We start from the raw sequence: 18,334 nt of genomic DNA, 5'->3' as shown, positions 1-18,334 counted from the left end.
TCCGAACATCTGTGCCACAGAGACTCTCGTCGCCCCGGCCCGTGGTAGTAACAGCAGCTTACGGTATGGTTAGAAATATTACAAGTATGTGTGGGGTGAGTAATGTATTTCTAACTAATAGAGGTCAGCTATGACAACAAAGTATGATGAGGTTCTATGAGGACCCAAAGCTAGCGATACTACAACGAGTGCTGTGTTCTATAACTTCGGAACAGTCGTCTAGTACGACGAACGACGGTGTCGCCTCGCGCATTCACAGACGTGGATACAGTGAACAGCATGAGCATTGAGATCACCAGAACCGACCCGGCAGAGCTAGACGAGTGGAACTCTTACGTCGATCAATCGCCACACGCGTCGGTATTCCATCACGGGGAGGCACTGGCGATTCTCGCTGAGCAGTCGGGGGCGACTCTCCACCCCTTGATCGGCTACAAAGGCCAGGAGCCGGTCGGTCTCTTGCCACTGTTCGAGACTACCCTCGGACCGTTCACAGCCGTGTACTCACCGCCGCCGCATCTGGAGGTGTTCTCGCTCGGACCGGCTCTTCTCAACTTCGAGAAGCTCAAACGGCGGAAGTCCGAGCGCCGCCACCGCCGGTTCGTCGAGAGTATCCTCACCTGGCTCGACGACCATCTCGATCCAGACTATGTCGATATCCGCACTGTCGATCGGTACGACGACGTACGCCCGTTCAAATGGAATGGCTTCGATGCAACACCGACCTACACCTACATCGTCGACATCACTCGAGACGAGGAAACCCTGTTGACGAGTTTTAGCCGGGACGCTAGAAGTAACATCTGTAACACCGACGAGGATGCCTACGAGATAGAGGAAGGAGACGCCGATGCAGTGGACTTCGTTATCGAGCAGATTCGTGAACGCCACGACGAGCAAGACAAAGAGTATCGCGTCACGTCTCAGTTCGCTAAGTCGCTCTACCACCGGTTACCAGCGGAGACAATACGACCGTACGTGATCTCCGTCGAGAACGAGCGAGTCGGAGGCGTGTTGGCGCTAGAGTGGGGCGATACTGTCTACCGCTGGCAGGGCGGTGCGAAACACGACGTGGACGTGCCGGTCAACGATCTGCTCGACTGGCACGTCGTTCGGGAGGCGAAGTCGCGTGGACGGAAGCGCTACGATCTCGTTGGAGCGAACCTCCCTCGACTCTGTAAGTACAAGTCGAAGTTCGGCCCAACAGCGTCAGCGTACTACACCCTCCAACGGCGATCGTCGCGGATGTCGATCGCCACCGAGGCGTACCAGCGGCTTCCAGACAGTTTCCGGGTTCTCGCTGAGTGACGGCCACCCGCGACTGAAATCGTGTGGCTCCCACGAGCGGAGGTCAGGTAACATCGTTCGAGGCTACCCGCGAAGTGAACGAGCGGCTTTTTCGTCCAGCGGAAGGCGCTCCGAGCCCTCCGAGCTTGGCGGTGAAACCGCGAAGACGGGTTTCTCGGGGGTCGAGGCGGCCGACGTCGGCGTCGGGTCCCGACCACCCGGGTGGCCACCACACGAGCACGTTCGACGTCGACGAGGACTCGCTCGGCATCGACGTGCTCTCGGGCGTGATTCTGCGGGTGGCCGAGGAGCAGCCCTGAGTCCGTCGACACGTCTCGTGTATCCCCACTCTCTCGGGAGATGCGCGGTCGGGCTGTTCTGGGGGATCCGTGCTTCGGTGTTCGGGCTCGGATGCCTGTTTGGTCCGTCCCTGTGCCGTGCGAGAGGGGACGAACCCCAGTACACCCGCCGATGCGACGAGACCGAGAACGGATCGCCGGTCGTAAGTCATGTGGCGAACACACCTCGAAGAGGTATAAAGAACGTTGAAAGATAGTAAAAACAAACGTTCGAACCTATCGAACTGGTGGCTAGTCGGCGGCCTGGTTTCCTGCTTTCGGCTACTACCGTCGAACTCTCAACGGCGGTCCTCTACTGTACCACGAGCGAAACGAGTCTCGCCGCCTTTTCGATCGAAGAAAGACGCGAAGCGTCTTTCGAGTCTTCATGGGAGGACCGTGAAGACTGCATCTTTTCGAGGTGGGCGAGACGGCAGCACCGTTTCGCTTCCAGACGGGGCCACTCGTGGGTCGCCCGCGAAGAGCGGTACGTGAATCGAACCGACAAAGAGGTGGGGTTCCTAGTACTTCGCTTCCGCGCCCGTCGTCTCGTAGATCCGGTCCATCAGGTCGTCACGGTGGGTCTGCCAGCCGGCGAGCGCGCTCGGGCGACCCGGATAACGGTTGTAGTGGTCGATGAGTTCGTCGGCGAGTTTCCGCGTCTTGTAGAAGTCGTAGATGACGTCCCAGTAGTCACGGCTCTGGATCGCCGTCTGCAGTTTGACCTTCCAACCGAGGCTGGTCTTCCCGGAGTAGAGCCCCTCGGCGAGTTTCTCGCCGGGGAGCACTGCCAGCAGGCTCTCTAGATCGTCGACTTCGCCGGCGGTGACGAGGATGTTGTAGACGTCGAGCCCGGCGTAACGGCCGCCGAAGTGGTCCATCACGCGCTCGTTGTAGCGCCACAACATCTCCTCGCTGACGTCGCCCGCGGCGATGGCCTCCATCGCCTGCTCGGCGGCGTACTTCCCGGCGTAGGCCGCACCGGCGATACCGCCGCCGGTGGTCGGGTTGACGTGGCCCGCGGCGTCGCCCGCGGCGATGAACCCCGGCGCGACCGCCGAGTCGTAGGGGCGGCGCGTCGGCAGCGCCGCGCCGAGTTTGTCGGTCACTTTCGCACCCTCGAACTCGGGGCGGTTCCGGAGGTCCTGTTTGAGGTCCTCGACAAGCTTCATCGGCTGTTCGTTCATCTGGAAACCGAGGCCGGCGTTGATCTCCGTCGACGTGCGAGGGAAGTACCAGATGTAGCCCGCCGCGCGCTTCGTCGGCTTGAACACGAGCGCGTCGTCGTAGTCGACGGGTTCGTCGACGTGGAGAACCTCGCGGTAGGCCGAACAGAACTGCGAGTACGAGACGTTGGTGTCGAACGTCGCGTTCGAGAGGTCCGCCTTGTCCTGCAGGAGCGAGAGCGCGCCGGCGGCGTCGATGGTGATCTCGGCCTCGTACTCGACGACGTCGCCCTTCCGCTTGCCGCGGACGCCCGTCACGCGACCGTCTGCGGTCTGCTCGACGTCCTGAACGACGGTGTCGTAGTGGAACTCCACGCCGGCCTCCTCGGCCCCCTCGATGACGAGTCGGCCGTACTCCCAGCGGTCGAGGACGGCGAGCTCGCCCGGTATCGGAATCTCCAGGGCGGTGTCGTGGCTCGGGATCTCGAAGCGGCCGTGGGTGACGCCCGTGTTGGTGAAGGCCGGTTGGATCTTCGACTTCGGAATCGCCTCCGGGAAGGCGTCGGCCCCCTTCAGCGCGTCGCCGCAGGCGATGTGCCCCGCCTCTTCCTCGTCTTTCCGCTCGACGACGACGACGTCGATCCCCTCGTTTGCGAGCGTCGCCGCCGCGTAACAACCGGCGGTGCCCGCGCCGACGACGACGACGTCGTACTCGTGAGTAGTCATGCCTCTCACTCCTAATCCCGGAATCAAAACTCTTTATCACCGAATCGGTCGGTCGCGCGTCGACGGATTCGAGCGGTGGGCGTCCAGTCGTTCGAGCCACCGGCGCGACGGCCACGCCCGGAACCGACCGTCAGTCGTCGCCCGACTCGTAGTGTTCGCCTGCGGCTTTCGGCAGTCGGGTCTTCCCGAACAGCGCGAGGACGACGATGACCGCGACGTACGGGATCGTCCGCACGAGCGACTGCGGGACGGCGATGATCGCCGCCGCCTGGAGGCGGAGTTGCAGCGCGTCCAACCCGGCGAAGAGGAACGTCGACAGCAACGCGCCGACCGGGTTGTAGTTGCCGAACAGGTAGGCGACGATCGCGATGAACCCCTTGCCGTTGACCATCGTCTGCCCGTTGCCGACGAACTGGCCGAGGCCGAGCGACAGCGCCGCGCCGCCGATGCCCGCGAGCAGCCCCGAGATGAGCACCGCCGTGTAGCGGACGCGAGTGACGTCGACGCCGGCGGTGTCGAGCGCCTTCGGGTTCTCGCCGCTGGCGACGACCCACCGGCCGAACGAGGTGCGGGTCAGCGTGTACCACGACACGGCCGTCGCGACGAACATCAGGTAGACCATCGGCGTCGTGTCGAACAGCGCGCCGAAGAAGGGGATGTTCGCGAGGCCGGGAACCGTGATGGTCTCGAACGTCTCGACGCTGGCGGTGTTCGGGCCGCCGTAGATCACCTGCGAGGCGAACGGTGCGAGGCCGAGTGCGATGAGCCACACCGCGAGGCCGGCGATGATCTGGTCGGCGCGGAACTCGATGCAGACGACGGCGAACACCGCTGCCAACAGCACGCTGACCGCGACGCCGACGACGAGGCCGCCCCAGATGTCGGCCGTCGTCGCCGCCTGTTCGCCGGCGAGGGTGTCGGTCGCGAACACCGCAGTGAACGCCGAGATGATGAGCAGCCCTTCGAGACCGATGTTGATGACGCCGCTCTTCTCGGCGAAGATCCCGCCGAGTGCGGCGAAGGCGATCGGGACCGACAGTCGGAGCGTCGCCGACAGGGCGCTCTTGGTGAACATGACCCGGAGGATGCGCCCCGGCGTCGACGCGGGTGCGACGATCCCCCAGAGCAGGAAGACGGCGACGGCACCGAGCACGGCGATGCCCGCGACGCGCCGCGTCGAGAGCTCGGAAGTGCGGTCGAGTGCGACGTTACTCATCGGAGCCACCTCCGGGCGTCGCGGCCGACTCGTCGGCGTCGACGCCGCCGTCGGTCGCCACTGCCTGTGGCTCTCGGTCGTCGACGACGAACTTCCGCCCGAGGAGGCGGAAGAACTCCGGCATCGCCACGAAGAGGATGATGAGCCCCCGGAGTACGCCGACGAGTTGCGGCGGAACGTCGGTGCTCACGTCGACGATGATGGAACCGCTCTTCAGGATGCCGAAGAGCAGTGCCGCGAAGCCGACGCCGAGGGGATTGTTGCCCGCCAGGATCGAGACGGTGATTCCGTCGAAGCCGTACGCCGGGACGCCGGTCTGGTAGTTGCCGAGGATCATGATGACGTACATCGCGCCGCCGACGCCCCCGACAGCACCCGACAGCGTCATACTCGAGACGATCGTCTTCGCGGCGTCGACGCCGCCGTACTCCGCTGCCTCGGGCTGGATCCCGCTGGTTCGGATGTCGTAGCCGAACGACGTGTGTTCGAGCAGGTAGTACGACGCGACGACGAGCGCCAGTGCGATACCGAGCGCGACGAGCGAGAAGCTGTCACGCGGATCGAAGAGGATCGGTGGGATGGAGGCGTAGTTGGGCAGCGCGACCGTCTCGTTGGCCGCGCTCTGCGGGTCCTTGAACGGGTTCGCCACGAGATACAGCGCGACGCTCGTCGCCACGAAGTTCAGCATGATCGTCGTGATGACCTCGTTGGCGTCGGCGTACGCCTTCAGCGCACCCGGTATCGCCGCGAACAGGCCACCGGCGAGCGCGCCGACGACGAGACCGAACGGGACGAGCACGAGCGTTCCGAGGACCCCCGAGACCAGCGACGAGGCCCAGAGGACGGTGAGCGCCGTCGCGAGCGCGCCGACGACCAACTGCCCCTGCATCCCGATGTTGAAGATTCCCGCGCGGAACGCCAGTGCGACGCCGAGACCGGTGAAGATGAGCACCGTCGTCTCGCGAAGCGTCACCGCCATCTGGCTGTTCAGCGGCGACCAGCCCTCGCGGAACGGCGGCCGGATCTGACCTTCGAGCGGTCGGAACAGCGGGTTGATGGGGTCGCCGAGTGCGCCCAAGAAGAGGCTGTCGTAGACGGCGAAGGGGTCGTAACAGAAGCCGACGCCGAAGAACGTCGTCGCCGCCGTCGTACACGTCGTCATCCGTCCGGCGGCGAGGATGAGGAGGACGCCCACGAACATCGAGAGGACGAGCGCCGCGGTGCTGATGAGTATCCGTTCGAACGCCGACGCGCGGACGAGTCGTTCGAGCGCGCTCCGCCCACGCGCCCGCCAGTCGTCGGCGCTCATCGCTCACCACCTCCGGCGGTGATGCCGGCGTCGTCGCTCGCCGTCTCCTCGTTCGAGGCGTGGCCGCCCGCGGGGACCTCACGGAGACTCACCGCGGTCGACTCGTCGGGCAACGGTTCGCCCGCCATCAGGAGCCCGATCTCCTCCTCGGTCACCGTCTCGGGGTCGACGACGTCCATGATCTCGCCGTCGTGCATCACCGCGAGGCGGTCCGAGAGCCCCTGGACCTCCTCTAACTTCGAGGAGACGAGCAGCACGGCCTTCCCCGCCGATCGGAGCTCCAGCAGGCGGTCGTGGATGAACTCCGTCGAGCCGATGTCGACGCCGCGGGTCGGGTGGGTCGCGACGACCAGCGAGGGGTCGCGTTCGAGTTCGCGGCCGACGATGAACTTCTGCTGGTTGCCGCCGGAGAACGATTCGGCCGTCGCGTCGCGGTTCGGCGGGCGAACGTCGTACTCGTCGATGATGTCCTGTGCGTGGCTCCGTGCACGGTTCCATTCGATGCGACCGTGTTCCGCGAACGGGGGGCGATGCTGGCTGCCGAGGAGACCGTTCTCGGTGAGATCGAACTCCATCACGAGGCCGCGTTCGTGGCGGTCCTCGGGGATGTACGCCATCCCTTCGTCGATACGGCGTTGCCGTGGCCACGACGTGATGTCGTCGCCGTCGAAGGCGACGCTGCCGGTGGTCGGTCGGCGGAGACCCGTGATCGACTCGATCAGCTCCGACTGCCCGTTGCCGTCGACGCCGGCGATGCCGAACACCTCGCCCTCGTGGACCGTGAAGGAGACGTCGGAGACGGCCTCGACGCCGCGTTCGTCCTCGGCGGAGAGACGGTCGACGGTGAGAACTGACTCACCCCGTTCGACGTGCGGTTTGTCGACCGTCTCGAGCACTTCGCGGCCGACCATCATCTCCGCGAGCTGTTCGCGCGTCACGTCCCCGGTGTCGACGGTGCCGACGTTCTTCCCGTCGCGGAGGACGGTGACGTCGTCCGCAGCGTGCATCGCCTCCCCCAACTTGTGGGTGATGAAGATGATCGTCTTCCCCTGCGCGGTCAGTTCATCGAAGACCGAAAAGAGGTCCTCGACCTCCTGCGGGGTGAGCACCGCCGTCGGCTCGTCGAGGATCAGGACGTCCGCGCCGCGGTAGAGCGACTTCAGGATCTCGACGCGCTGTTGGACACCGACGCTCACGTCGGCGACGGTCGCGTCGGGGTCGACGTCGAAGCCGTATCGGTCGCAGAGATCGACGACGTCTCGGCGGGCGCGGTCGGCGTCGACTGCCAGTCCGCCCCACTTTCGCGGTTCGTTTCCGAGGGTGATGTTCTCGGTGACGGTCATCGGGTCGACCAGCATGAAGTGCTGGTGGATCATGCCGACACCGGCGTCGATGGCGTCGCCGGGCGAGTCGAAGCGGCGCGGCGCCTGCGTGTATCGGTGTGCCGCGTCGTCACTCGCCGTCTCGAGTCCATCGCCGTCGACGTACACGTCACCGTCGGTCGGGTCGTACAGTCCGTAGAGAACGTTCATCAGCGTCGTCTTCCCTGCACCGTTCTCGCCGAGGAGTGCGTGTACCGATCCCCGCTCGACGAGCAAGTCGACGTCGTCGTTGGCGACGACGCCGGGGAAACGCTTGGTAATTCCGTCGAGATGGACGGCTGGTTCCATTGGTTGTGGGCTTGTCGAGTGTATGCTTAAGAGCGTGGATTTATCACGGTTCAACTACCGAACCGGTCTCGAATCGGGAGACCGAACGACTAGTTCAGGCTCGAGGGATCGGTCGGCACCGAGATCTCGCCGTCGATGATCGCCTGCCGCGTCTCGTCGACGCTGGACTTCACCTCTTCGGGGATCTCCGAGCCGAGCTGGTCGCCGTAGACGGCCGCGACACCCTCCTGTTCGAGGCCGAGCGTCGTGGTGCTACCGCCCCCGAACGAGTCGTTGACGACGTTCTCGATGGAGGTGTACACCGCGGTGTCGACTCGCTTGACCATGCTCGCGAGGATCACGTTGGCGTAGCCCGACTTCGTCAGCGACTGATCCTGGTCGACGCCGATGGCGAACTTGCCGGTGTCCTGCGCCGCCTGGAAGACACCCGTTCCGGCGTTGCCGGCGGCGTGGTAGACGATGTCGACGCCGTCGTTGTACATCGCTGTCGCCGCCTCGTTGCCCGCCTGCGTGTCGTTGAAGTTGCCGACGTAGCTGACCTGTACCTCGACGTCCTCGCTGGCCTCGGCGACACCCGCGCGGTAACCCGCCTCGAACTTACCGATGAGATCGCCCTCGACGCCGCCGACGAAGCCGACCTTCGACTGGTCGGGCACCGTCTCGCCGGCGCCGGCGCTGAACTGCTGTTGGGTGAGGAGCCCGGCCATCTGGCCGACGAGGAACGAACCCTGCTCCTCCCCGAACACGTAGCTCGCGACGTTCGGTTCCTCGACGACCTCGTCGACGAGCATGAAGTTCTGGTCGGGGTACTCCGGTGCGTTCGACGCGAGCGCCTCCTTCTGCAGGAAGCCGATACAGCAGATGAGGTCGTAGTTCCCCGACTGCGCGAACTGTTGTTGGAACGTCTCGAACTCGTTGACCTCGCTCGGCTGGACCTCGTTGTGAGAGACCCCGAAGTCGTCGCCCGCCTGCTGGACGCCGGTCTGCGCCTGGTCGTTGAACGACCCGTCGCCGAGGCCGCCGGTCGCGTACACCATGCCGACGTTGATATCGGACGACGCCGACCCCCCGCCGCCGGACTCGTTGCCCGACTGGTTGCCCCCCGCACCGCCGTCGCTCTGGTTGCCGTCCCCGCCGTCGCCGCTCTCCTCCGGACCACCCGTACAGCCTGCGAGTCCGGCAATTCCTGCGACTCCTGTCCCCTTGATGAAAGTGCGTCTATCCATATCTATGGACACCTTAGGTGTCACAAGGCGGAGTAGTGGCCATAAACCCGTCGCTCTGGGGTCGACCGAACGGTGACCGAGACGAACTGTCGGTAGTCGAGACGGCTGTTCCGGACGAGCGACGGCTACGACGCGTCGGCGACCGCCTCGTCGACGACCGCTCGGACGTCGGCGACGAGCGCGTCGACGTCGTCGCTCTCGGCGTAGATACGGACGTAGGGTTCGGTCCCGCTGGGTCGGACGAGCGCCCACGAGGCGTCGGAGAACTCCAGTCGGACGCCGTACTCGGTGTCGACCTCGGCGTTGGGGAACGCGGCCGGGAGCGTCGTCTCCAGCGCCGTCATCGTCGACGCCTTCGCCGCGTCGGGACAGGCGACGCTGACCTTTCGGTACGGGCGTTCGGTGACGGGTCCGCGGAGCGCGTCGAGTCCACCGTCGGCGACGAGGCGGGCGACGACGGCCGCGCTGGCGACGCCGTCGATCCAGCCACCGAAGGCGGTGTGGATGTGCTTCCACGGTTCGGCCGCGAAGACGACGTCGGCGCCGTCCGCACGAGCGGCAGCGATCCCCTCGTGGAGCGCGCCGAGACGGACGCGCTCGACGCGCCCGTCGGCCGCCCGGACGCGCTCGTCGATCCGTGCCGAGGCGTTCGGCGTCGTCACGACCACGGGGTCGTCGACGTCGGCCGTTCGGACGTAGTGTTCGGCGAGTATCGCGAGGACGGTGTCTTCGTGGACGACGTCGCCGTCGGCGTCGACGATGACGATGCGGTCGGCGTCGCCGTCGTGACCCAGCCCGAACGCGAAGTCGCCGTTGGCGACGAACTCCCGGAGATCCGAGAGCGTCTCCGGCGTCGGTTTCGACTCGCGGCCGGGGAAGTGACCGTCGACGTTGGCGTTGAGCGCGACGACCCGCGCGCCGAGTTCGCGCAGCACCTGCGGCGTCGCCAGCGCGCCCATCCCGTTGCCGCAGTCGACGGCGACACGGAGACCGTCGAGGTCGGCGCCACGGCTCTCGGCGAAGTCGGCGACCGCCTGTCGGTACTCGACGAGCGGCTCGACACGCTGGCTCTCGCCCCACTCGTCCCAGGCGACCGGGCCGGTGCCGGCGTCGACGCGGGATTCGATGCCGCGCTCCGAATCGCGGTCGTACTCGACCCCATCCGTGAATACCTTGATCCCGTTGTCCGTCGGCGGGTTGTGCGAGGCGGTGAGCATGACGCCGCGGCGCCCCTGTGAAGCGAACGCGAGTGCGGGCGTGGGTAGCATCCCCGCACGGTGGACGGTCGCTCCGGCCGACTCGAGGCCTGCCTCCATCGCGGCGGCGAGCGCCGGACCGGTGACCCGGCCGTCACGGCCGACGACGAACTCGTCTCCGTCTGCGGCCGCGGCCCGCCCGACGGCGAGTGCCAGTTCCGGCGTCACCGTCTCGGTGACGCTTCCCCGGATTCCGGCAGTTCCGAAGAGTTCCATATCTGCTCGTTTCGCTGGCGACACTTAGAGTACCGCGGTTCGGGAACTGTCTTGAGGTTGATGAGTCAGGGCCGGGGTTCAAGTAGGATGCCGTGACCAGCGCGTCACGTGACGTAGTCAGCCACCGCGAGGCGACCTGCGGACGTACGGCACATCGCCTCGCGTCGCCACACCCCGATCTGCCGTCTGTTCGCCCCCCTGCCAGAGTCGACGGCGGCCGGATTTTTGACGCCGGCCAGTGTACGCTGACCCATGTCCGACCGAACGCGAGCGCACGTGTACGTGACCGGAACCGTACAGGGCGTCTTCTACCGTGCTAACACTCGGGAGACCGCCGAGGAACACGGCGTCGACGGCTGGGTACGGAACCTCGACGACGGCCGCGTCGAAGCCGTGTTCGAGGGACCCGAGGCAGCGGTCGAGTCGATGGTCGAGTGGTGTCACACGGGGAGTCCGGCCGCGAACGTCGACGGAGTCGACGTCGAGTACGCTGAACCCGAGGGGGAAGAGGGGTTCCGCATCCGCCGCTGACGCCGGGTACGGAACCTCGCGCCTCCGTCGACCGTCAAACGACTCTCGGGTGGACCCCCGGCCGCGCAGAAATCTTCTTTACGACGGTTTCCATTCGGATAGCCACACAGTCTCGAACTCATGAACATCGTCGCCATCCCGTGGCTGTCGCTGACCGCTCTCGGCCTCCTGCTGACGAGTGCGACGGGGTATCTGATCGTCCGCGGCCCGTTCCTCGGTGGCCCGACGCTCGGTGCGCGCCTCCTGCTCGTCGCACTCGGCGGCTTCGTCGTCGGCCTCGTCGTCCTCGCACTCGGCGGGTCGAAACTCGCACGCGTCTACACGGGGTTCTGACCGATCGAGTCGTCGGAGTCACTCCCCCCAGCCTCCCCCTACAAGACTGTTCGGCGTCGGTGCGCGTCCGACGCCACGGTGCGAATCCCATTACAGACACCTGCACAAACGGGGAGGCGTGACACTCGACGGATCCGACGCACCCGACTTCACACTGCAGAGCACGGCAGGCGAGGAGGTCTCGCTCTCGGCGACGCTGGAGAGCGGTCCGACTGTCGTGTTAGTCAACCGCGGCGCGTGGTGTAGCTTCTGTGCCGAGCATCTCCAGACGTTCAGCGAAGTCTCCTACGACCTCTGGTTCAACGACGGCGTCGACGTGCTCCCAGTCGTCACCGACGACGTCGGCGCGCTCACCGACATGCGCGACCGGTTCGATCTAGATATCCAACTGCTCGCCGATCCCGACGGCGAGGTCGCAGAGCAGTACAGCGGCACCGAGCAGACCAGTCACGGAGTGACCGGTATCGCCGCGACGTACGTCGTCGACGAGGACGGCGTCGTCCAGTACGAACAGATCGCCGACCACCCGGCCGACCGCACGTACGGCAACTGGGTGCGCTACTTCGTCCGCAACGACTACGAAGACGTCTTCGCGTAAGACGAAGACTGTCCGAGTTCTCCCTTCCTTACTCGTTGTCGGCGCCCCCGACAGAGCTGTGACACCTCGGGGTCGTCGAGTAGTTCCCCTGCTTTGCCCTCGTAGGCGACAGTTCCCCGATCGAAGACGTCGTCACGGTCGGAGATCACCGATCCTCCGCGGGCGTTCTGTTCGACCATCAGGATGGAGGTTCCGAGTTCGTTGACCGTCTGGACGTTCCGGAACACGTCTTCGACGATCGACGGCGCTAACCCGGTCGACGGCTCGTCGACGAGCAACAGTCCCTGTTCTATCACGAGCGCACGCGAGAAGGCGAGCACCTGTCACTTGCCGTCGGAGAGCGTCCGCACCTTCGCGGCACGCCTCTCGTCGAGGATCGGGAACCGGTCGTCCAGTCGACCGACGACATCGTCGAGACCGGAGTCGCGGGTGTCGAGGCGGTCACCCGTTGGGGTCGAGCAGCTTCGCCTCCGCCTTCCGCAGATGCTCGAGCAGCGTCGTCTTCGCGACCCCACACTCGTCGGCCAGTTCGCGGGTCGAGACCCCACGGGGCCAGCGGTAGTAACCGCGGTCTCTCGCCAGGTCGAACACCTTCCGCTGGGTCGTCGTCAGCGTCCGCCGTCGCCGCTCGCGTTCGGAATCGCCTCGCTCCGCGGCGGTGATGCGGACGACGTCGATCTCTGCGGCGGCGGCCTCGCGAACGTCGTCCAAACGTGGTTCGACGTCGCGCCTGTCCCCGGCGAAACACACTTCCCAGAACTCCCGACCGCCCTCGATGCGGACCGGCGCACCGTGGACGAACCCCTGTTCCCGCAACACCGGACAGATCATGTCGCGGGGGTCGTACTCGAGGAAGAACTCGCGGACGACGCTCCCCGGCGGACCCCCCCGTCCGTGTCCGCCGAACCGCTCTTGTAACTCCCGGACCGTCCCCGCGTGGGGCGACTCGCGGACGGCGTCCAACAGTGCTTCGACCTCGACGTCGCTGTCGGCGTAGGCGGTGAAAAGCCCGTTCACCAACCCGTCGGCCGTCGTCGGGGTGGAGTAGATAGCGTGTGCCAACACGCTGCCGTCGGCCCGAGCGGTCGCCTCGAGCGCCCAGCAGTTCGGATGCCACAGCTCCAGCGTGAGTCTGGTGCCCGCGGCCTGGCCCTGCTCGCTCATCGAGGTGTCGTTCGTGGGGTAGCGATATGTACGTGTCTATTTGACACGTTAACGACAAACGCACGTTCGCTCACGACAGCCATCGAGTCCGTCTGCGACGTCGCCCCGAGTCACCGTCTGCCGTGGACGTCTGTGTCGATGTGTGCACCGGACTTCTCGCACCGATGGCCGACGACGCGCCAGCCGCCGGTGGCGTACCGCGACGTCAGCGACTCGCGGGCACCGCAGTCGGGACCCTACTCGTCGAGCCCGTCAGGGTCGACGACGGACATGATGCCGCCGCGGATGATCTGCACGAGGACGGCCGCCATCGCCGTGTCCGTACTCCAGATAGCCGTCTCGTCTCGCACGTCGGGGAGGGCGGCGTCGGCCAGCACCGACAAGAGGACGGTGGCGTCGTCACAGAGCAACACCCGTCCCATGAAGTCGGTCGGCGTCTCTCTGACCGGTTCGACGACGAGGATCGAGTCGGCGGACGCCGCCTCGAAGTGGGCCCGGACGTCGGGGTTCTCGCTCACGACGACGACGTCGACGCCGGCGGCCGCCCGGTCGCGGAGGACGTCGAGCAGGTCGTCGGGGACCGACGACAGGTCGACAGCCGCGAAGAGAATCCGGTCGGTCGCACCCCCGGCGAGATCGACGGTCCGGTCGTCGACCGACTCCCGCCCGCGGACGGTCCACACGTCGTCGCGCGTCTCCTCGCCCCGCTTCTCGCGTTGGACCGTCTCGAGGTAGTCGAACGCCTGCTTGCGTTCGCGTTCGAGTCGTTCTTCGAGTCGGTTGCGGGCCGCCTCCAGGCTCACGGGACGGTAGCGCTTCGGAGTCGACTGCTGGATCTCGACGAGGCCGCGCTCCTCGAGTTCGTCGGCGGCCCCGTACACCTGCGACCGCGGGATGTCGGCGACGCGGTGGACCTCTCGGGCGGTTCCCGTTCCCAGCTTCTGCAGGGCGACGAACATCCGTGCCTCGTAGTTCGAGAGGCCGAGCCGTTCGAGCGACTCGACGGCGGCGTGTTCGCTGTCGGTCATTCGCTCCCTCCGTCGGTGGCGACCGTCCGTCCGGCCGTCGGGTCGTCGGTGGGCGACTCGTTCGGGTAGCCCATCGGGACGCTCGGGTCGTCGTTGGCGAAGCGGTCCCAGACGACGAGCGCCGAGGGGAGGACGAACAGCGACGCCACGAAGGAGTAGACGATACTCAGCGCCGTCAACACGCCGAACTGGCCGAGCACGCTCAGAAGCGAGAGCACGAGCACGCCGATCCCGAACGTCGTCGTCAGCATGCTGCCGGCGAGCGCACCGCCCGTCCCGCGGACGGTCCGGTCGAGCGCGGTGAAGAGATCGTGTTCGCGGCGCTCGTCGGTGAACCGGTGGACGACGTGGACCGAGTAGTCGATCCCCAGCCCGATGGTGAGCGAGAGGATGGTCGCGGTGAAGGCGTTGAACGAGATGCCCAGCAGGCGCATCGTTCCCGCGACGAACGCGACGGCGACGGCGATGGGCAGCGTGTTGACCACGCCGAGCGACGGCAGCCCCTCCAGTATCCAGTAGATGACGATGAGGAACACCACCGTCGCGCCGAGCGCGAGCGCGAGGCTGGTGACCGCCGACTCGAAGATGAGGTCCGAGACGGCCTTGAACACGACGGTGTTACCGGTGGCGACGGCACCGCCGCGGAACCGGTCTGCGACCATCCGGCCGTCCTCGGTCACCTCGGACTGCGAGGCGTCCGCGGACACCGAGTAGACGACGCGCGTGCTCCGGCGGTCCTCGGCCAGGTAGTTCAGCGCCTGATCGCGGGCCGGCGACTCCAGCAGGCGGTCGTACACCTTCCCGAGGTTATCGTCGGGGACGCCGTTGCCGTTACGGTCGTTCCGCTGGACGAGGCGACGGAACTCGGGGTCGCGTTCGGCCTGCGACTGGACGACGGTGACGATGCTCTCGGAGTCCGCACGGCGATCCTCGCTGACGAACGACTCTGGTGGATCCTCGCCCGCTCGATGGATCTCCTCGAGGGCGGTGTCGCGTTCCATCCGTGTCTCGTAGTACACCGTCACCGACCCCCCTTGAGTGGTCTGGAACTTCTCTTCGAGGAAGTTCAGCGTCGCGACGACCGAGTAGTCGCTCGGCGCGAACGGTTCGGGGAGTTGCTGCAGGTAGCCCGGCACCTCCTCGGGCGGGAGGAAGTCCTCCTGCGTGAACGTCGTGTCGACGTCGGTGGCGTACCAGCCGGCACCGGCGCTAGCGACGAGCGCGAGCACGAGAAACAGCACGGGAGTGTACTTCGCGACGACGACGCCGCCGCGGAGCACCTCGCCGAGGCGCGACCCCTCCGCGCCGAGCGGCGACTGGCTGAACACCGGCAGCGGGTAGGCCTCCGCCTTGCGGTCGAGCCACACTTTCGCCGCCGGGAGGAACACCCCGAAGATGAGGAAGGTGAAGACGATCCCCACCGCCGCGACGATACCGAAGTCCCGAATCGGGGGGAGGTCGCTCGCGAGGTTCGAGAGGAAGCCGATGACCGTCGTCCCCGTCACGATGAAGAACGCGACCAGCAGCTGGTCGGTCGCCTCGGTCATCGCCTCGTCGATGCCGAGACCGTCCTGTCGGTCCTCGCGGTAGCGGTTGACGGCGTGGATACCGAAGTCGATACCCACTGCGAGCAGCAACGGCGGGACCGCGATCATCATCTGACTGAACGGGATGCCCGCCAGTCCGAGGAACCCGAAGGTCCAGACGATCGCCATCAGCAGCGCGAACGACCCGAGCAGCAGGTCGAGCAGGTCGCGGTAGGCGACGACGAGGAAGAAGATGATGAACAGCACGGCCGCGGGCGTGACGATGAGCAGCGAGTCGGTGATGACGTTGCTGAACTCGGCGGCGGTGATGCCGCTGCCGAAGACGGTGATGTCGCCGCCGACCGTGTCGACGACGCGCTCCGACTGTAGCTGGATGTCGGTGAGCGGACTCGACCCGCTCTGGCCTGCACCACCGCCCCCACCCGCACCGGGAACCTCGTGGGTGACGACGCCGATAGTCGCCGACGCCGAGGCGGATCTGCGGTTGAAGTCGTTGCTCAGCGTCCCGGTGAAGCCGGGGTTGTCGGCGTTCTGCCGGACGGCCGAGCGGATCTGTGTCGGCGTCGCCCGCTCGACGGCGTCGATCTGCCCTTCGAGCGTCGTCGCTTCGGGGTCGAGCGTCTGCGCGACGATCCTCGCGGCGCTGGAGGTGCTGCTCACGCGGAGGTCCTCCTTCTCCTGGAGTCGTTCCTGCGCGCGGAGCATGTACAGCAGTTGGTCCTTCGCGAGGACGTTGTCGCCGCGCTGGATGAGCTGCGTACTGCCGGTGTCGGCGGCGAACGACGAGCCGAACTCGTCGTTGATCGCCTCCAACGCGTCGTTCGCCGGGATGTCCGAGGCGAACTGCTCCGTGCCGGCCTCCGTCGAGACGTTACCGAGACCGACCGCGAACACGCTCGTCAAGAGCAGGAAGGCGACGATGACCCGCCCGGGGCGCTCGACGATGCGTTCGTCGGTCCAGTCGATGAGTCGCTGGTAGTCCATCTACGAGTTCCGACTGTAGAGGTAGCCGACGACACCGAGCAGGCCGAAGACGACGACGCCGACGACGATCGGCAGCGGGATGCCGCCGTCGTCTTCGGCTTCGGTCACCGTCACCGGCACCTGATACGTCTCGGAGATGAACGTGTCACCGTCCGGCGTGTCGTAGCGGAAGTCGAGTTTGACGGGGTACGTCTTGGCGATGGCGTCGCCGCCGACGCTCGTTCCGAAGACGATCGTCTCGCTCTCGCCGGGTTCGAGCTGCTCGATAAACGCCTCGTCGTCGCTGGCGGAGATGGGTGCGTCGACGAACAGCTTCGCGGAGATGTCCGACAGCGTCTCCGCGCGGTTGTTCGTCACGGTCATCGTCATCTCGCCGTCGTCGCCGGCGGCGAACGTCGTGTTGACGCCCTCGACGGAGAACTCCTTCTGTTTGCCGTCGACGGCGGCCTGCACGTCGAGCGGGTCGCTCGTGCGGGACTCGCCGTCGGTGTTGCGGTACTCGACGGTCAGCGTGAACTGCCGAGGGCCGGCCGTCGCGGACTCCGAGATCTCCGTGTCGAAACTGAAGTTCGCCCGCTCGCCCGCTTCGACGGTGCCGAGGGCGTACTCCGTCTCGATCGGGTTGACGTTGGGGTTCTCCGTCTCGAAGCGGAGGACGGCGTTGCGGACGGCCGTCTCGCCCTCGTTGACGATTTCGCCGCTGAGCACGCCCTCCTGTCCGACGCGGAGCGTGCTCTCGGTGTTCTCGACGGCGAACGACTGCTCGTCGCGCGGGGTCACCCCGAACGAGAGTGCCTTCGAGGACTGCGCCGCGCCGTCGCCGTCCTCGTAGTTCACCGTCGCCGAGAGCGCGTAGTTCCGCGGTGACGCCCCGGGGGCGACGGTCGCGTCGTAGGTGAGCGTCCGCGTCTCGCCGGGCTCCCACGAGCCGACGTAGTTCGACGCCGTGTTCGACTCCGAGAAGGTGAGATCGGCGTTCTCGGAGGTCACCGCCACGTTGGCGTCGCTGGCCGTCTCGCTGCCCGTGTTCGTGATGCTGACCGAGACGGGGCCGCTGTCACCGACGGCGAGGTCACCGCTGGCCTCCTCGATCTCGAAGCGCGCGCTGTCGACGACGTTGAGGTTCACGTTGACCGTCCGGCGCTCGGTCTCCTGGTCGTAGTCGCCGCTCTGCGGGTCGTACGACTCGGTGTAGGCGTAGGTGATCCGGACCGGGATCTTGTAGTTGCCGGGGTCGGCGTCTTCGTCGACGTGGATGGAGAACGTCGCCGGCACCGACTGGCCGTCGGGGATGCTCCCGATGGCCTGCTTGTTCGTCTTGATCGTGATGGGCGGGTCCTGGTTGCCGAAACTCCCCTCCTCGCGGAGTTCGGCGGTGACCGCCTTCGCCGTCGTCACCTGACTGTTGAGCGACGGGTTCGAACTCTGGCTGATGTCGCCTTCGTTCTGGAGGTTGACGGTGAACTCCACCTCCTCTCCGGCGACGACGCGGTTGTTCGGTGCGGTGGCGCTCAGATTCGGTTCCCCCTCGACGACGGCGAGTGCCGACGTCGGGACCAGTACGAGACCGACGATAAGGATGGTGAGTAGCTGTGTCTTCTTCATGTTCGCTCCGCCCGCGACCGAGGAGTGTCGGACCCGGGCTGATTGGTGGCCACTGAGTCCACCTGTGGCCGTTACTCGCCTCCTTGTCTTTCCTCCCATATAACGTGTTGTAAATTTCTACAAACAGGACTGAT

The 18,334-nt window shown here is 66.1% G+C and carries 15 protein-coding genes and 1 pseudogene; 5 read left to right on the top strand and 11 right to left on the bottom strand.

Translation table 11 applies throughout. From position 1 onward, the window contains the following. Positions 1 to 279: 279 nt before the first annotated feature. Positions 280 to 1,308, top strand: a complete 1,029-nt coding sequence (locus BSG17_RS11505) for a lipid II:glycine glycyltransferase FemX (RefSeq protein WP_089824701.1) — start codon at positions 280 to 282, stop codon at positions 1,306 to 1,308. Positions 1,309 to 1,439: 131 nt separating this feature from the next. Further along, positions 1,440 to 1,607: a hypothetical protein gene (locus BSG17_RS26990; protein WP_170864782.1), complete on the top strand. Its 168-nt coding sequence runs from the start codon at positions 1,440 to 1,442 to the stop codon at positions 1,605 to 1,607. Between the two features lie 539 nt (positions 1,608 to 2,146). Here BSG17_RS26990 and BSG17_RS11500 read toward each other — a convergent pair. The 6 genes from BSG17_RS11500 to BSG17_RS11475 all read right to left on the bottom strand — a co-directional run bounded on the left by BSG17_RS11500 (position 2,147) and on the right by BSG17_RS11475 (position 10,410). Continuing rightward, positions 2,147 to 3,517 carry a geranylgeranyl reductase family protein gene (locus BSG17_RS11500; protein WP_089824170.1) on the bottom strand — a complete coding sequence of 457 codons (1,371 nt, stop codon included), beginning with the start codon at positions 3,515 to 3,517 and terminating at the stop codon, positions 2,147 to 2,149. Between the two features lie 130 nt (positions 3,518 to 3,647). Continuing rightward, entirely contained in the window at positions 3,648 to 4,733 is a 1,086-nt protein-coding gene (locus BSG17_RS11495; protein ID WP_089824168.1) for an ABC transporter permease, read from the bottom strand. Continuing rightward, positions 4,726 to 6,042 (bottom strand): ABC transporter permease, encoded by a 1,317-nt coding sequence (locus BSG17_RS11490; RefSeq protein ID WP_089824166.1) that lies wholly within the window; start codon positions 6,040 to 6,042, stop codon positions 4,726 to 4,728. Before BSG17_RS11490 ends, BSG17_RS11495 begins: the two co-directional genes overlap by 8 nt. Then, complete coding sequence (locus tag BSG17_RS11485; protein WP_089824164.1) at positions 6,039 to 7,712, bottom strand: ABC transporter ATP-binding protein; 1,674 nt, start codon at positions 7,710 to 7,712, stop codon at positions 6,039 to 6,041. Before BSG17_RS11485 ends, BSG17_RS11490 begins: the two co-directional genes overlap by 4 nt. Before the next feature lie 89 nt (positions 7,713 to 7,801). Then, positions 7,802 to 8,938, bottom strand: coding sequence for a BMP family ABC transporter substrate-binding protein (locus BSG17_RS11480; protein ID WP_089824162.1), 1,137 nt, complete (start codon positions 8,936 to 8,938; stop codon positions 7,802 to 7,804). A gap of 125 nt (positions 8,939 to 9,063) precedes the next feature. Next, positions 9,064 to 10,410, bottom strand: a complete 1,347-nt coding sequence (locus BSG17_RS11475; RefSeq protein WP_089824160.1) for a phosphohexomutase domain-containing protein — start codon at positions 10,408 to 10,410, stop codon at positions 9,064 to 9,066. Between the two features lie 252 nt (positions 10,411 to 10,662). Here BSG17_RS11475 and BSG17_RS11470 point away from each other — a divergent pair, with 252 nt between their 5' ends. From BSG17_RS11470 to BSG17_RS11460, 3 genes are all read left to right on the top strand, one after another. Continuing rightward, on the top strand, positions 10,663 to 10,941 hold the full coding sequence (locus tag BSG17_RS11470) for an acylphosphatase (protein ID WP_089824158.1): 279 nt from the start codon (positions 10,663 to 10,665) through the stop codon (positions 10,939 to 10,941). Between the two features lie 120 nt (positions 10,942 to 11,061). Then, the gene (locus tag BSG17_RS11465; protein WP_089824157.1) at positions 11,062 to 11,274 is read left to right on the top strand and encodes a DUF8132 family protein; all 213 of its coding nucleotides are present in this window, start codon (positions 11,062 to 11,064) and stop codon (positions 11,272 to 11,274) included. 118 nt (positions 11,275 to 11,392) lie between these two features. Further along, positions 11,393 to 11,872 carry a peroxiredoxin family protein gene (locus BSG17_RS11460; RefSeq protein WP_089824155.1) on the top strand — a complete coding sequence of 160 codons (480 nt, stop codon included), beginning with the start codon at positions 11,393 to 11,395 and terminating at the stop codon, positions 11,870 to 11,872. Here BSG17_RS11460 and BSG17_RS11455 read toward each other — a convergent pair. The 5 genes and pseudogenes from BSG17_RS11455 to BSG17_RS11435 form a co-directional block, all read right to left on the bottom strand. After that, positions 11,851 to 12,300 (bottom strand): annotated as a pseudogene (locus BSG17_RS11455) (hypothetical protein); the annotation flags it as partial. The gene BSG17_RS11460 and the pseudogene BSG17_RS11455 sit on opposite strands and share 22 nt — an antisense overlap. A gap of 13 nt (positions 12,301 to 12,313) precedes the next feature. Next, positions 12,314 to 13,036: a helix-turn-helix domain-containing protein gene (locus tag BSG17_RS11450; RefSeq protein ID WP_089824153.1), complete on the bottom strand. Its 723-nt coding sequence runs from the start codon at positions 13,034 to 13,036 to the stop codon at positions 12,314 to 12,316. Between the two features lie 236 nt (positions 13,037 to 13,272). Beyond that, positions 13,273 to 14,064: a TrmB family transcriptional regulator gene (locus BSG17_RS11445; RefSeq protein WP_089824152.1), complete on the bottom strand. Its 792-nt coding sequence runs from the start codon at positions 14,062 to 14,064 to the stop codon at positions 13,273 to 13,275. Next, entirely contained in the window at positions 14,061 to 16,595 is a 2,535-nt protein-coding gene (locus BSG17_RS11440; RefSeq protein ID WP_089824150.1) for an efflux RND transporter permease subunit, read from the bottom strand. The genes BSG17_RS11445 and BSG17_RS11440 overlap by 4 nt, the downstream gene beginning before the upstream one ends. Beyond that, positions 16,596 to 18,200 carry a COG1361 S-layer family protein gene (locus BSG17_RS11435; RefSeq protein WP_089824149.1) on the bottom strand — a complete coding sequence of 535 codons (1,605 nt, stop codon included), beginning with the start codon at positions 18,198 to 18,200 and terminating at the stop codon, positions 16,596 to 16,598. Positions 18,201 to 18,334 lie beyond the last annotated feature (134 nt).

The sequence above is a fragment of the Halogranum amylolyticum genome, assembly GCF_900110465.1.
GTDB classification, from domain to species: Archaea; Halobacteriota; Halobacteria; order Halobacteriales; family Haloferacaceae; genus Halogranum; species Halogranum amylolyticum.
The sequence above is the reverse complement of the archived record's forward strand: the minus strand, read 5'-3'. Positions and strand labels throughout refer to the sequence as shown.